The sequence below is a fragment of the Paenibacillus sp. FSL P4-0338 genome (genome assembly GCF_038002365.1).
In the GTDB taxonomy this organism is placed as follows: Bacteria; Bacillota; Bacilli; order Paenibacillales; family Paenibacillaceae; genus Paenibacillus_AQ.
The window spans coordinates 96,575-111,677 of sequence record NZ_JBBOCG010000001.1 but is presented as its reverse complement, the minus strand read 5'-3'; the positions used below and the strand labels follow the sequence as shown (position 1 = coordinate 111,677).

15 protein-coding genes and 1 pseudogene are annotated in these 15,103 nt (G+C 50.2%); 2 read left to right on the top strand and 14 right to left on the bottom strand.

All coding sequences use genetic code 11. The annotated features are described in order from the left end of the window. Positions 1-4 precede the first annotated feature (4 nt). On the bottom strand, positions 5-943 hold the full coding sequence (locus tag MKZ07_RS00470) for an aldo/keto reductase family protein (protein WP_036692849.1): 939 nt from the start codon (positions 941-943) through the stop codon (positions 5-7). Between the two features lie 107 nt (positions 944-1,050). Next, complete coding sequence (locus MKZ07_RS00465; protein WP_036692942.1) at positions 1,051-1,650, bottom strand: TetR/AcrR family transcriptional regulator; 600 nt, start codon at positions 1,648-1,650, stop codon at positions 1,051-1,053. Between the two features lie 123 nt (positions 1,651-1,773). Between MKZ07_RS00465 and MKZ07_RS00460 the strand changes: the two genes are divergently transcribed. Continuing rightward, positions 1,774-2,319, top strand: coding sequence for a hypothetical protein (locus tag MKZ07_RS00460; RefSeq protein ID WP_036692848.1), 546 nt, complete (start codon positions 1,774-1,776; stop codon positions 2,317-2,319). A gap of 5 nt (positions 2,320-2,324) precedes the next feature. On the opposite strand, the gene MKZ07_RS00455 is transcribed toward MKZ07_RS00460, so the two are convergent. Next, positions 2,325-2,930 carry a DUF1349 domain-containing protein gene (locus MKZ07_RS00455; protein ID WP_036692846.1) on the bottom strand — a complete coding sequence of 202 codons (606 nt, stop codon included), beginning with the start codon at positions 2,928-2,930 and terminating at the stop codon, positions 2,325-2,327. Positions 2,931-3,140: 210 nt separating this feature from the next. Here MKZ07_RS00455 and MKZ07_RS00450 point away from each other — a divergent pair. Next, positions 3,141-3,365 (top strand): annotated as a pseudogene (locus MKZ07_RS00450) (short-chain dehydrogenase); the annotation flags it as partial. A 79-nt stretch (positions 3,366-3,444) separates the two neighbouring features. Here MKZ07_RS00450 and MKZ07_RS00445 read toward each other — a convergent pair. From MKZ07_RS00445 to MKZ07_RS00395, 11 genes are all read right to left on the bottom strand, one after another. Next, positions 3,445-4,356: an Rpn family recombination-promoting nuclease/putative transposase gene (locus tag MKZ07_RS00445; RefSeq protein WP_256706354.1), complete on the bottom strand. Its 912-nt coding sequence runs from the start codon at positions 4,354-4,356 to the stop codon at positions 3,445-3,447. A gap of 176 nt (positions 4,357-4,532) precedes the next feature. After that, on the bottom strand, positions 4,533-8,870 hold the full coding sequence (locus MKZ07_RS00440) for an S-layer homology domain-containing protein (RefSeq protein WP_341023970.1): 4,338 nt from the start codon (positions 8,868-8,870) through the stop codon (positions 4,533-4,535). Between the two features lie 98 nt (positions 8,871-8,968). Next, complete coding sequence (locus MKZ07_RS00435) at positions 8,969-9,631, bottom strand: 3-oxoacid CoA-transferase subunit B (RefSeq protein ID WP_036692836.1); 663 nt, start codon at positions 9,629-9,631, stop codon at positions 8,969-8,971. Next, the gene (locus MKZ07_RS00430) at positions 9,624-10,292 is read right to left on the bottom strand and encodes a CoA transferase subunit A (protein ID WP_036692833.1); all 669 of its coding nucleotides are present in this window, start codon (positions 10,290-10,292) and stop codon (positions 9,624-9,626) included. Before MKZ07_RS00430 ends, MKZ07_RS00435 begins: the two co-directional genes overlap by 8 nt. Before the next feature lie 40 nt (positions 10,293-10,332). Then, a complete protein-coding gene (locus MKZ07_RS00425; protein WP_036692830.1) occupies positions 10,333-11,073 on the bottom strand; it encodes an acetoacetate decarboxylase in 741 nt (246 codons plus the stop codon). A gap of 34 nt (positions 11,074-11,107) precedes the next feature. Then, positions 11,108-12,292, bottom strand: coding sequence for an acetyl-CoA C-acetyltransferase (locus tag MKZ07_RS00420; protein ID WP_036692828.1), 1,185 nt, complete (start codon positions 12,290-12,292; stop codon positions 11,108-11,110). A 240-nt stretch (positions 12,293-12,532) separates the two neighbouring features. Then, a complete protein-coding gene (locus tag MKZ07_RS00415; protein WP_036692827.1) occupies positions 12,533-12,751 on the bottom strand; it encodes a hypothetical protein in 219 nt (72 codons plus the stop codon). A gap of 397 nt (positions 12,752-13,148) precedes the next feature. After that, entirely contained in the window at positions 13,149-13,730 is a 582-nt protein-coding gene (locus MKZ07_RS00410; RefSeq protein WP_036692825.1) for a hypothetical protein, read from the bottom strand. A gap of 258 nt (positions 13,731-13,988) precedes the next feature. Beyond that, positions 13,989-14,558 carry a manganese catalase family protein gene (locus tag MKZ07_RS00405; RefSeq protein ID WP_036692823.1) on the bottom strand — a complete coding sequence of 190 codons (570 nt, stop codon included), beginning with the start codon at positions 14,556-14,558 and terminating at the stop codon, positions 13,989-13,991. Between the two features lie 48 nt (positions 14,559-14,606). Beyond that, on the bottom strand, positions 14,607-14,873 hold the full coding sequence (locus MKZ07_RS00400; protein ID WP_036692822.1) for a spore coat protein CotJB: 267 nt from the start codon (positions 14,871-14,873) through the stop codon (positions 14,607-14,609). 3 nt (positions 14,874-14,876) lie between these two features. Next, positions 14,877-15,092: a spore coat associated protein CotJA gene (locus MKZ07_RS00395; RefSeq protein WP_036692819.1), complete on the bottom strand. Its 216-nt coding sequence runs from the start codon at positions 15,090-15,092 to the stop codon at positions 14,877-14,879. Between the last annotated feature and the right edge of the window lie 11 nt (positions 15,093-15,103).

The following is a 15,103-nucleotide window of genomic DNA, read 5'->3' as shown; positions in this document are numbered from 1 at the left end:
TCTCTTAACCGATAATTTCATCAATTCGTGTCAGTATATCCTCATTCAGCTCAATGCCGGAAGCCTTTACATTCTCCTCCACCTGCTCAGGGCGGCTCGCGCCCACCAAGGCACTGGATACATTAGACTGGCGCAGAATCCAGGCCAGTGCCAGGTTGCCTACAGAGATATCCAGTTCAGCGGCAACCTTGCCCAGCTCCTGAACCTTCGTAATCTTCTCCTCCGTAATTCCTTTACGCATCCAGTCGAGCCGGGCAGCCCGGCTGTCTGCCGGAATATCGGAGACCGAGCTGTATTTGCCGGTCAGCAGACCTTGAGCGAGCGGGGAGAATACGACTTGTCCGATTCCCTTGCGCAGCCCAAGCGGGATAATCTCCTTCTCGATATAACGTTCAAACATATTATAGACCGGCTGATTGACCACGATATGATCCAGCAGATACCGGTCGGCAACCGCAAAAGCTTCGGTCATCTGCGCCGCTGTCCATTCACTGACTCCCACATACATCACCTTGCCCTGACGGACCAGATCATCCAGTGCCCGCAGCGTCTCTTCGATCGGGGTCTCCGGATCATACCGGTGACAGTAGAGCAGATCCACATATTCAGCGCCCAGCCGCTTCAGGCTGGCATGGCATTGCTCGGTAATATGCTTACGGGACAGGCCCCGGTCATTGGGCCCGTCACCCATTACCCCGAATACCTTGGTCGCCAGGACATAGGATTCGCGCGGATAGCTGCTTAGGGTGGCTCCCAGCACCTTTTCCGCCGCCCCCTTCTCATAGACATTCGCGGTATCAAAAAAATTAATGCCCAGGGAGTAAGCGGTTTCAATGGCCTTAACGGCATTGTCCTGCTCTACATAACCTCCGTAGGTCAACCAGCTTCCCAGGCTGATCTCACTGACCTTAAGTCCGGTCCCACCTAATCTGCGGTATTTCATTAATCCCTTGCTCCTCTCTGAATCCGGCGGGTCCCGCCAACCGGTTGCTATATGCACCTATTCATTCTAGAACAATTTGGTAGAAATAGAAAGCGGAGCGGACGGCTCTACCGTTCCGCTCCACTTCTGCAGATAGATTCCAGATGAACATTCAGCACACGGATCACACGTTGTTTATTCATCCGGTCAGGCTCAAGCATGGCATGAAGAGCCAGGCCATCAATCAGGGCATATAGCCGCTCGGCTTCATCGCCCTTGTCCAGCCCCGGCTTGAAGAGCGCATGATGATCCAGATAGTCAATAATTTGGACAATCAGCGGATAGATCGCATCATTAAGCTCAGTAGCTCTCTCCCCGCCAGTCTTGAGATGGAAGGTAAATGCGAACCATACCTCCATCTCAGCCATGCTGCTGTCGTCCGTAGGAAGCAGCTCGAGCAGCACCTGCAAGATCTGCTCCCGTGGAGGAAGCTCCGACTGCATAATGTACACAATTCTCGCTGTTACGCGCTCCTTCACCAGATTCATAGCAAACTCCAGCAATTCCTGCTGGGTAGAGAAATAATGGCGCAGCGCACCCAAGGATACACCCGCCTCGGCAGCAATATTACGCACTGTAGCCCCTTTGATTCCCTGCCGGATAATGACCCGCCAGGTGGCTTCGGCAATATTCGATTTTCGTTCGGAATGATCTACAATTTTTGGCATGACCATATTGTAGCATACCGGAATTGATAAGCACAATTTAAATAATACGGTTGTATTATTTAAAATCCGCTGATATACTTCGACTAAGCTATACTTACTATCAACTATAACAAGGGGTGCGATATGAATCTGGTTGCATGGGCGATTGTTACCTGTGAGGTATTGTTCTGGGTGGTTATTCTTGCAGGCTTTACAGCGCGTTATATCTTCAAGCGGCCAACACTGGGGCTGATTTTGCTGGCGATGACTCCGGTCCTCGATATCCTTCTGTTGATGATCTCCGGCGTGGATTTGGCACAAGGTGCTACCGCTACGACAGCACATGCGCTTGCAGCTGTGTATATCTCCGTGTCCATTGTATTCGGTAAAAGCATGATCGCCTGGGCCGACGAACGCTTTCGCTACTATGTTACCAAGCAAGGAGCGAAGCCGGCCAAGCGTTACGGCATGGACCATGCCAAGCATTATTTTCAGGGCTGGGTGAAGCATTTGCTCTCTTTTGTGCTCGCTGCCGGTATTCTCTATGGTCTCATAATGTGGATTGACGACGCCGCCCGTACGGAAGCCCTGTTAAGTATCCTGACCGTATGGTCCGTGGTGGTCGGTATTGACCTGATCATCACTGTTACTTATTTCATCTGGCCCCGACAGGCCAAGCGTTCAAACTAAGCCGGCTAGACGCCGGCTCTTATATTTTTCACCGTCCGCTGTTCCAGTGAGAAATCCTTGTATATTCTATCCCCGCCATCGCCGGTAGGGGCTTGCGCTAACAATCCGACCTTGACCGTATCTCCCACCGGAAGGGTAAAGAAACGCATCATATCAAACTGTACGCCATCCGTCGAATAATGAAAAGCAAAAGCATTCCCGGACCTTGCGGCCTGCAGCCATACCTCATTGCCCTCAATATTGCAGCCATTCGCGTCATCCGAGGTCTGGTTCGTAACTACGCTGACCACCGCATGGGTATCGAAATCTGTCAGCTCAAAGCAGGCCTTCGCCCAGACCGACAGATCCTGCATCATCATAATGGAAGAAGAATCGTACGTGTCCCGGAAGTCATGACTCACCTTCACCCGCAGCACGAAATCCCCGGATACTTCAGTATAGAAGAACGGCGCATTAGTCAGATTCTCAGGCGTCAGCCCTTCTTCCGCAACTGCCCCGTTATTGCAGAAAAAATCGCTTTTTGCAGGCGCACTCATAATCACTGTATCTTCCTCAAACCGGATCGTCCCTTCATTCATCCACTGGTATGCTGCGAAATTAGTCTTGGTCATTTGGTAGTCCTCCTATTTTTGGATCTTTCCAATTTATTGTAAACGCATTCTTATACTATAGCAAAATGGCAAACCTGCCGGAAACCATATTTTAACAGACTCCAGAAAATGAGGTTGACTTAAACCATGGTTTAAGTCGTATCCTATAACTGTCGACACCTAAATAATCACTTGGAGGTCTCCAGATGAACTATTATTCCATTGGCGAAGCTTGAGGTGGCACCGCCGGCCGTAAATACAGATCTCGGCGGAACAGGGCTGCATGTACATGGCGAGCCGTTAGCTGCGTTCACGGACGGGATTTTCCAGGGACTCGCTGAGGGACTCCAAGAGATCGGATACGGCACTTCTGTGGACCGTCTGCGCATGTCACGGGACCAGATTGACGAATATGCAGCCCAAATGTATGAGGCGACGAAGAGCTTTATCGAATAAAAAAAGAATCGCACCAAAGAGACCATCTTAGGGTAGACGGTCTCTCTGTGTGCGTATACGTTATTTAGGGAAAGCCTGCTTACATCAGCTTCTTAATCTTTTCCACCGGTAACTCCAACGCTTTGGATACCTCTTCCGGGGTAAATCCGTGAAGCAGTAATTTACGGATAATCTCCGCCTGGCCTTGTTCTATTCCTTGCTCTATTCCTTGTTCTATTCCTTGTTCTATCCCTTTTTCTATTCCTTCAGCTATACCCTCTTCATATCCCCAACGCTTCCAGGCTGGCATGAGTTCCATAATCGCTTCACCCTCCTCCGGGTATTGTATCATTAATTCTTTTATGATCTCTTCATCCTGGGCCCGGTCCGGCTTGAAATATAAATCTGCCACTGACATCACAAGCGCCAGCCGACCTTGATCAAGTCGTGTCTTCAGCTTCATGAACATGCGCAGGAACTCCCGGCGCACTTCTCTTGCTTCTCTTGTAGTATACCCCATCTTGGCTAGTAACGCAGCAGCCACTGCATTGTCCGAATCAATAAATCTTCGCCAGTTCTGCTTACGCAATTCCACCTTTAGAAACTGGAAGCGCAAAATCTGGTGCTCAGGAATAACCATCTCCAAGGTGTCCTGCTCTTCTCTGATCTCATCTGAAGTGAAGATGGCAATCGGAATAATCAGCTTATGCTCTTTGCGGTAGCGCTCAAACAGACGGCTGAAATAGATAAACATCCGTTCATGAAACCGGTTATCCCGATACGACTGCGGCTCTAGATGAATTAGAATATAACCGTCCAGTCCTTTGTAGCGGATTTCCAGCAGCAGATCCAGCTCCCGCGCTTCCTCGCCAACAATATCAACCAGCAATTCCTGCATCAGAAACCGGGTTTCACTATAGTCCAGCATTGCATCAAGCTCAGGAAAAAACAACTCAATAAATTCCTGAAAGAACGTCTCTAGCAGCTTCTTAAAAGCCTCATCATGCGGTATGGGTATTTTAGTCGCCTCCTGTTATGTACAGCTTGTTTGTTGTGAGTATATTCCAATTAAATGGAATTCGGTATAATAAAACGCACATGCGTTCTTGTTTCGTCCGTTAAAAAAAGAGCAGCCCGATTAAATGGCTGCCCTTGTCTGATCAGAAGCATTAGCTTTATCTATCTAACCTACTCCTTATCCGCTTCAACAAGCTTATCCATGAGCCGGATGATCATCACTACAGCTTCAGCACGGGAAGCAGATTCCTTCGGTTTAAAGGCGCCGTTGCCTTTCCCAGAGACAATTCCCGCATTAGCGAAGGCATTAATTGGCTCTGCCGCCCAGCTTCCCGGGAGGTCAGAGAATAGTGCCGCCGTGCCGGGAACATAGCTCGTAAGACGCGCCAGCATAGTCACAGCTTCCGCACGGGTGATCTCCTGCTTAGGGTGGAAGGAACCATCGGCGTAGCCCTGAATGACTCCATGCTCTTGAAGCGCCGCAAGTGCCTTCGAAGCCCAATGCCCCTGCGTATCGGAGAATCCGTTCCCCTGTGAGCCGGTTAAGCCAAAGGCTTTTGTGAGCATTACAGCAAACTCAGCGCGTGTTACTTTGGCTTCAGGATGGAACGAACCATCTGCATAACCCGTTATCATCCCCATGCGGGCTGCGCGTTCAATGAACGAGGCACTCCACAGCGTGGAAGGCACATCCTTGAATGAAACAATAGCCGCTGTCTGGCCTTTTGCAACTATAGATTTAAGCGTATCTAAGTCCAATCCATCTTTAAGCACAGGCCTCGTTACGGTTGGCTTCATAGGACCGGCAGTTATAGCTGGTGTCGGTTTCGCTGTCGGTGTTGCTGTTGGTGACGATGTTGATGCTGGCGTTGCTGGCGTTGTTACCGCCGGCTTTGGTGTTGGCGTTGCTGCCGGTGTTACTCCCGTTTGTGGCGTTGGTGTTGGTGTTGCTGTCGGCGTTGGCGTTACCACCGGTGCCTTTCCTCCCTCAACCACGATGGGAATCGCAACGGTTAAGCCGCCGAAGGAAGCTGTAATCGTTACTCCATCCCCCGCTGCAACACCCGTAATGATCCCCTTGTCCGATACCGAGGCGACCCCAGGATCTGAGGTCGTCCAATGGACCTGATCTGTAACCACTGTACTTACTCCATTGTCATATACCGCTGTAATCACGGAAGCCGCTTGTTTGTTCACCTGCAAGGTGTGTGTACCAGGATCGGCGGCCAGCTTCAGTAGCTTAGGCAGCGTACCTTCTGTCTGAACAGTTACCGATAACTTCACCGGCGGCAGGTTGCCGTAATTCGCCTGGATGGTCGCCTCGCCCACTTCAACGGCATGAATGATGCCCTGGGCGTCTACTGTAGCTGACTGTTCATTAGAAGATGTCCATATGGCTTGGTTCGTGACATCGGCCGTGGAGTTATCGCTATAGGTAGCTGTAAGCACCGTTGCGTGCTTATCACCAACATTCAGCTTCAATTCGGCCGGGGCTACGGCCACGGAGGTTAGCGTCCGCTCATCTTTTTTCACAATCGTATAGTTGTCAATTAATTCTGCGCTTTGCGTAGTGCGGGCTTGGATTACGATCTTGTCATGGCTCACCTGAATGGCAGAATAGACCGGAACATCCTCGTCAAACATGAAATCCAGATACTCGTATTTGCTTCCATCGTAGAACTTCCAGCCAGACGCTCCGCCGTCCAGATAGACCGTTCCTTGCTCTCCGCTTGGCAGTGGCTTGCCTTTGCTCATCGGATAGGTCCGAGCATATACATGGTCATGGCCTTCCAGCACCAGATCGACCTTCAATTCTTCGAGAATAGGGGCAAAATAAGTCTGCGTGTATTCAATCAGATCGCCGCGTCCATCTTCGGTATGATAGGCAGGTTTGTGGAACATGACAACTTTCCATTTTTTGTTGCTGGTTAGTAGATCCTCCCGCAGCCACTCCGCTTGCTTGCCCATCGTGACTTCGTCTGCTTCTGAGTTCAGTACAATGAAATGCACCTCTCCTGAATCGAACGAATAGGCATACTCCTTCTGGAGCTCAGGTCCGTTAACAGGAAGCCCCAAGGCTTTGGCGAAAATGTACTTCCCTCCCCCTTTTACATCATGATTCCCCATGGCATACGCGGAAGGAACAGAGGAGGAATAGATCGACGAGGCTTGCCAGAACTGGCTCCATTCATTCAAAACCGCCCCGTCATCGACCATATCACCGCCATGCATAACGAACTGGGTACCCGGATAATTGGTGAACGCATTCTTGATCAATTGCTGATAGGTCTCCAGCCCATTGTCCCCTTTGGTATGCGAATCGGTTACAAATACAAAGGAAACAGGCTTGTCCGGCGCAGCCTCCACCGTCTTATAATTGTTCCAATCGCTCCAATGGCCATCGTAGCCAACTCTGTAATGATAGCCCGTACCCGGCTCAAGACCCGTGACTAATGCGTTATGAAACTTGATTTCGCCCATAGGTCCGCCTGCAACCTCAGGAATGACCTCCACCTCGGAGAGCGCACGCTGCATGGCTGCTTTTGCCGGAGCATTCGCCAGGTCACTATCCACCCAATCACTATCTTTCATATACTGGATGTAAGCTTCTTGAACGGTTGGCGCGCTCTGCCACCCTACACTCAGCATCGTCTTCATATCTTCGGTAACAAAGGTCTGCACATATTGCGGATCTTCCCCGCCAAATGGAGCTACAACATTCATACTGATACTCTCGCTTGTCCCGCCATCCTTGACAGCCTGCACGCTCCAGGTGCCAATGGCAAGGTTCGTCAGGGACGTATGGATCTCTCCCAAGGCATTGGTCAAGCCTATTCCTGTGCTAAGATCACTCTGCTCCACATCTGTGGATGAGATGTAACCCGCCTTGCTGCCATCCGGCAAATACACCTTGATGAATCCGGAGGCACTGCCTGCTGTGGCGAACATCCGCGCGTTTTTCTCAACATTAAGGAGCACTGCGGACGCTGAATCGGCTTTGGCATATACTTTGGACCCATCGGCGGTTACATGCACATAAGTCTGAGGACCGCTGGTATCGGTAAAATCAATCCCGGCTCCTTCCACCGGCGCTCCTGCGCGAGAGGTAACCGTGATGATATTCTGCGTGTTCAGGGCTGATCCCTTGATGCTGATCTTGTAAGGAAACCCGATCTTATAAGGAAGAGGGGAGGCTAAGGAAGGAACTGGCATTCCGCTTCCATACCCGAAACTGCCCTCCACCATGGTCATCTGCTTAGCTGTCTCTCCGCGCTCCATTTTCGCAGACCGGTTCACTTCAAAATCAATACTTGCCAGCGCATCCGCCTGATCCCCTTGCAGTCCCTCGGCACTGACTTCAACATAGCCGCCTGTATTATCGAGGGTCGTCTGCACATGGCTGAGGCCGGAGCGTGCAGTAATCACATTTGCCTGCAATGTCTCTGGATCGAACTTGATTCTGGCATGAAAGCTCTTGGCTTCGCCTACGTCCGTCGCCTTCAGCTTCAGCCGGTAGGTCTCATTACTAACAGCCTCCTCCGGGGCTTCCAAGATAAATCTGGCCCCATGCTCAATCTGAAAAGCATATTCGGCCGCTGCTGGATTGCCGGCCCTATCCTTCACTTCTGCGAGCACCTGATGATAACCTCCGGCCAGCGGAAGCTCCGGGTGATAGGTAATCTGCTGAAGATTCAGATCATAGGCATACGTTGACGATGCCACAGCCTGACCATCCACCGTTAACCGGATGGAATCCGGATCAATGCCCGACTTGGCATCCTTCGCTGATAGAATAAGATCAGAGACAGGAGCGCTCAAGGTTTGATTAGGAGCCGGTGCCGCCGGAGTTAACACAGGCACATCCATATCTTCATTAATGGGCTCATCATAGATCAGCCTGACGTCATCAATCCAAATGGAGCCTTTATTCTTTTTGCTCATTTGTCGTTCTTTCATCTGGAAGTAGAAGGCCAGGGTACCCGGCATGGTCAGGTCTGAACCTATATCCGCCTCAACATACTTCCACCCGCTCCAGTCTATCCCGGTCTCTTCACTCCTGATTTCATACGTTTTGGATTTGCCGGTGGAAGAAACGTAGAACTTGGAGGTAAGACCATGACCTTCCTGATTGGCATATACCCACATCCCGATTCTTTTAGGGGTTCGGTTAGTCAGCGCTAGCTGAGTTGCTGGCCCAACGGCAACCTGAGAGGGGTTATCGGTTATGCCAATGAAATCATAATCAATCCGCAAGGACTTCGCTCCGCTATGTACGTATTTCGGGTTCGACTCCAGCGCCAGACTGCCGCTATGAATGCGGGCACTATCAAAGGTTAAGTCCGCTAAGCTCACCTGTTCAAAATCCTCAACCTTCACGACCCCGCTGGTCTCCGCTGCCTCCCCAAAGGCAGTCGGTAACGGAGATAGAGCTGGGGTAAGGGTGGGAAGCAGAACCGTCATAGCCAAGATTCCGCTCCATACTTTCTTTACAAATGGATAATTACTCACGAACTTTCACGCTCCTTGTTGTCTGTTCTAGTAGTCAGCATAACGGCGTAATATGTTCGTAGAATCATCACAATGTAAGCATATTAAATTTTATTGTATTAGACAGCAACAGCAATCGCCTTCAGGGCCGGGGAGATCCATAGCTCGGCCCCCGTTGCCTGCTGAACCTCTTCTACAGTCAGACCCGGTGCGATTTCCATCAGCATCAGCCCTTGGTCCGGGATCACCTCAATGACCGCCATTTCAGTGACAATCGTATTTACGACATGCACCGCTGTCAGGGGCAGCTTGCAGGCTTTGACTATTTTCGGCTGCCCGTCCTTGCTTACATGATCCATAGCGATAATGACCCGCTTGGCCCCAACTACCAGATCCATAGCGCCGCCCATGCCCGGCACCTTTTTCCCCGGAATCATCCAGCTTGCCAGATTGCCCTGCTCATCGACTTCAAGCGCACCCAGCACGGTAATATCCACATGCCCTCCACGGATGATTGAGAAGGAGACCGCGCTGTCAAAATAGCAGGCGCCGGCCATCGTGGTCACGAAGCTGCCGCCAGAATCGATACAGTCGATGTTTTCCTCAGACTTCGCCGCCTTGGGGCCTACCCCGAGAATTCCGTTCTCCGCCTGTAGCATAATCTGGACATGATCAGGAATATAGTCTACTGCCAGGGTCGGCATCCCGATCCCCAGATTCACTACATCACCGTCTTTGAACTCCTGGGCGATTCTTCTCACAATAAATTCCCGGTTATTCATGCGTATTCCCCACCTTTACAATAGCATCAATCAAAATTCCAGGGACGTTGACATGATTGGGATCAATCTCCCCGAGCTTAACATAAGTATCTACCTCAGCTACTACATAATCCGCCGCCATCGCCATCACGAAATTGAAGTTCCGGGAAGAGCCGTCAATCACAAGATTCCCCGCCTCGTCCGCCTTATGGGCCCGGATCAGTGCCACATTTGCATGGAGAGGCAGCTCTAGCAGATACTCCCTCCCGTCGATATCAAGCTTTCTTTTGCCTTCCTCGACAATCGTTCCTACTCCTACAGGAGTTAACACACCGCCCAGCCCCGCTCCTCCGGCCCGGATTTTCTCAGCTAACGTGCCCTGCGGAAAAAGATTCACCTCGGCTTCCTTAGTCATTAGCAGTCTTCCGGTCTCTGGATTGGAGCCGATGTAGGAGGCATAGATGCGCTTGACCCGGCCGCTTTTAACCAGCTTATAGATCGATAATTCCGGGGTGCCGGTATCATTGGAAATTAGCGAGAGCTGACTGGCTGACTGCGTCTCGACAAGCGCACGCACCAGCTCTTCGGGGTGGCCTCCAGCCAGAAAACCGCCAACCATCACGGTATCTCCATCCTTCACCCTCTTCACGGCGTCTTCGGCGGAGATTAATTTGTTTATCATAGATTTCAGGCTCCTTGTTCATTATTTGGAGACAAGCTGGTTATTGGAGATAATCATGAATGACTTTCCCATAAGGCAGCGTTAGATCGGCAATAAAATGCTTTCCCCCGTGATACGTCTTCACCGGTAAATCGGCCACAGGGGCACTCACATGAGGAATCAGGCTTAAGCGGGCCGGCCCGGTCCAAGCGCCCTTTACGTGAACATCTTCAAGAGTGTAGGCAACCAGCTGCGCAATCTTAGGGGTCCCATCCACATCGGGAATCAGCTTCAGATTCACTTGGGTTTTGGCGATAGCTCTAGCAGTGTCCTCTGTATCCAGCAGGTTATGCTTATAAGGCATCGTTCCCACGGCCACCAGGACATCGTTATAGTGCAGCGTGCCGGTCAGCGTCTCTGTGCCTGCAACGGTCAGGCGGGGAGAGGCCCACTTTTTGGGGAACCCCCAGATTTCCCGTCCTCCCAGAATGGCAGGCGCATTATCCAGATACATCTGGGCTACAAAATTGCAGGGCTCCCCCTGAAAGGTACACGGAATCACGATCCCGCTCTCCTCATAGCTTCCCAGGCCCGACGAATCAGGCATCTTGATCCATTCATAAGACACGGTGTTACTGCCATCCGGCTGCAAGGGTTCCGGGACCGCCTGTCTGATCGCCGCAGGGTCGGATTCATAAGTGATGACCATAAATTCACGGTCAATGAAGCGGTAGGGCGGACGCCCGTAACCCGGACTAGCCGCAGGCATGGATTGCAGCGATAGCACCTCTTTTGCATTCATAATGATCTTAAACTCCCTTTCTGTCAGAATTGTGTTAATAACGTGCGTTCTCAACCAGCATGGCAATGCCCATCCCCGTTCCGATGCACAAGCTGGCTATACCGTAATGTTTAGAGCTTCGGACCATTTCATGGACCAGCGTAACGAGTACCCTGGCTCCGCTGGCCCCGACAGGATGTCCAATCGCTATCGCGCCGCCGTTAACATTCACCTTCTCCGGGTTAATCTCAAGCTCATGCAATACCGCGATGGCCTGTGCCGCAAAGGCTTCATTAATCTCGAACAAATCGATGGCCTCAAGAGGAATGTTCTGGTTCTTAAGCAGCGACTTAATGGCCCTTACCGGACCCATCCCCATATACGCAGGGTCTACGCCCACCAGTGAATACCCCCTAATATAAGCTAAAGGCTCTACCTCATGCTCCTTGCATTTGTCTTCCGACATGACCAGCACAGCAGCCGCTCCATCATTGATCCCCGAGGCATTCCCAGCAGTAACCGACCCGTTTTCCTTAAAAGCTGGCTTTAGATGAGCAAGCTTTTCTATGCTGACCTCTCCTCTTACATGCTCGTCCTCCGAGAACCATACGCTTTCCTTTCTAGTGGTGGTCATCACGGGCACAATCTGCTCGGCAAAAACCTGGTTCCGTTTAGCTTCGGCGGCCTTGATCTGGCTGTCATAAGCAAATTCATCTTGCTCCAATCGTGAAATATGATATTTCTCAGCAATGTTCTCGGCAGTAATACCCATATGATATTTATTGATCGGACAGGTCAGGCCGTCAGACACCACGGTATCTACCAGCTCGCTGTTCCCAAGTTTATAGCCGTTTCTTGCATTTCTCAGGACATAAGGGGCATTCGACATACTCTCCATCCCTCCGGCCATGAGGATACTCCCTTGTTCAGCCCGAATAGAGTTGTAAGCTAAAGCGACGGCATGAAGCCCAGAACCGCAAACGGTGTTAATAGTTGTTGCAGGGACTTCAATCGGGAAACCGGCTTGCAGCGCCGCCTGTCTGGCAGGATTCTGGCCCTCTCCCGCCTGAAGGACATTGCCCAGATAGATCTGCTCCACTAACGCAGGTTCTACATGGCTTTGCTGAAGGCAGGCCGTCATCACATTTGCTCCTAATTCTGTAGCACTAAGTGTCGAAAGTCCGTTGTTAAACGAACCAACTGCAGTCCGTAAGGGACTTACCAATGCAACTCTGTTCACAAAATTTCACATTCCTTTCTGATGGTATTGGACTTACATGCGGGTATTTATCACGATGTATGAGAGAGTATGCATTACGGCTTAGATCGGCTTAATCAGTTTGATTAGCTTGATCGACTCAGCCGCCTTGATCGCCTTCCTCCATCTGATTATTTGGTATTTATTTACATATTTAGTGTAAGTCTAAACGCAGGTTTCCTCAACGCTCAAAATTATACATAATTTTACATATGGATACCTCTAGGCCCTTGTACACTCCCCCAACGAAGTCATACTATCATTTCCTTTGATATTCTGGTTATTAATGGTTATTTCAGAAAAACGCATGAAAACATACCAAAAGAGTTCACATCCTTTGTAGCGGATTTCCAGCAGCAGATCCAGCTCCCGCGCTTCCTCGCCAACAATGTCCACGAGTAATTCCTGCATCAGAAACCGGGTCTCACTGTAGTCCAGCATGGAATCCAGCTCAGGAAAAACAACTCAATAAATTCCTGAAAGAACGTCTCCAGCAGCTTCTTAAAAGCCTCATCATGCGGTAAGGGTATTTTAGTCGCCTCCTGTTATATCCTGCTTGTCTCTTGTGAGTTTATTCCATTTTAGTGGAATTCGACATAACAAAAGGTACATACGTTCTTGTTTTATCTTCTCTGCAATGAGTTCAATCTAGACAGCAAAATCTCACATTCCCTTCTTATGGTATTGGATTTACGGCAAAACGCCTCCGCCAGTTTCACTGGTCATGGAGGCGTTATGTACAGTTCTATGTAACACTTCGGGTTATACCTACTATATAGCGAAACAATATTAACAATGCAGGAATGCTGTTCCAGAGCTATGGAAGAACACTCACAGATTATTGCGCAGTGTTAGCTACCTGCCCGTCCATCAGTATGATTATCCTGGCATTCCCTGCTTCATCATACAATGTCGAAAGCATCTGTATGTCCCTGAGCGCATCTCCGGTGAGCGAGTTCCATTCCTTAACTGCCCTTTCATACAACTGTCCTGATTCGGAGTTGTAGTAATAATCCATATATTTGTCATTCTCTATGGCAGCTTTCGTTCCATACAGCTCTTTAATCCTTGTCTTACTCATCCCTAATTCTGCTCCCCTAGCGGTCCGGTAGACCCCCTGCGGTTCTCCCGCCATCGCCATGGAGACGACCTTATTATCTCGATAGATTACACTCACTCCGAATTCATAAGAATACGAATTAGGCAGGCCTACCGTACCCTTCCCCAGCACCTTCTCTGCGGCCTTGCGGCTCATACCATAGCTAACCCTTTCCTTGCTATTATCTGCCTTGAAGATGGCCATGTCCTGTTTGGAGAATGTATCCGGCTCCATACTAACGGCTTCATTATTACCGCAGCCAGGCAGTGCAAACAGCAGAAGAATGACTGTCCAGACTGTATAAACTCTTTTGAAATTCAATATTTTTCCTCCTAAGGTTAATATCAAATAACACTACCACAAAATTCTTTATCAGGCTATACAACCATCCCTTAAACTCGAATATAGGCTGTCCAGACTTCAGAATGCATAAAGAAACCGTTCTTTATAAAATGGATGACGATGACTGGTATCTCCATTTTACCAATAGAACGATTTCTTCATGTGTTTCAAGAGTATCTATTCATAGTTAAGTGGACGAACTGACCTGTGGATAACCTACTTCAGTAGCATCAACGCTCAGAACACCCGCTTCTTATCCTTCTCCTCGATCAAAATCTGCACCGATTCCTTGAACCGGATCGCATGAATGATCTCCCGCTCGCGCAGGAACTTGAGGCTGTCCTGCAGATCCACATCGTCGGTCATGTCAATCAGCCACTGGTATGTAGCCCGGGCCTTCTCCTCTGCGGCGATGTCCTCATACAGGTCAGCGATCGGATCGCCTTTGGCCGCAATGTAGGCGGCTGTGAACGGAACACCGGCAGAGTTGTTGTAGAACAGCGCATGATCCCGCTGCGCATAGTTCGGGCCTAAGCCTGCGGCTTCCAGCTCCTGCACCGAGGCATCCTTGGTCAGCTTGTAGATCATTGTGGCAATCATTTCCAAATGGGCAAATTCCTCGGTGGAAATATCCGTTAGTACCCCAATTACCTTATCGGGTATAGCATACCGCTGGTTCATATAGCGCAGCGCCGCAGCCAGCTCGCCGTCCGCACCGCCGTATTGCTCCATCAGATACCGGGCCATCCGCACATCACATTTGCCGACACGCACCGGGTATTGCAGCTTTTTCTCATAGATCCACATTCGTGAACTTCCCCCTCCTTAAGGCTATTTCATTTCCGGCTTCATGTCTTAGACTTGCCAAGGCCAGGGACTCTCGATCCATTGCCATGGAGCCTTAGAATAGGCACGGCCGAAATTCTGCAGAGGTCCGTATAGCTCCTGGAACTGGTTCGCCAGCTTGGTGCGCTCATAGGTCAGCTGATTGAACTGCTCAATCGCCTTCACATCCTCCGGATGAGTATCCAGGAACAGATTCAGCTCGACGAGTGCAAAATCAAGGACCTGCAGCTGCTCCAGCATCTCGTAATAACGGGGCTCACAAGGATTAGCTTCCATAGCCTACTTCCCTCCTTTGAACTTGGACTCATAAGGGCTGTATAGCGATGGCCATAACGTTCCATGCTTAAGCGCCTCCGGCAGGGAGAACTGCGGCAGATTCGGGGGCTGAAACGTGACGAATTGATTCGGCGGCACAACATACGTCTTGAACGGCACCGGCGGACAAGGATCAAACGGTCCCCTGTACGGTGTCCATACACGATCCTGGGAGTTCAATGATCATTCCT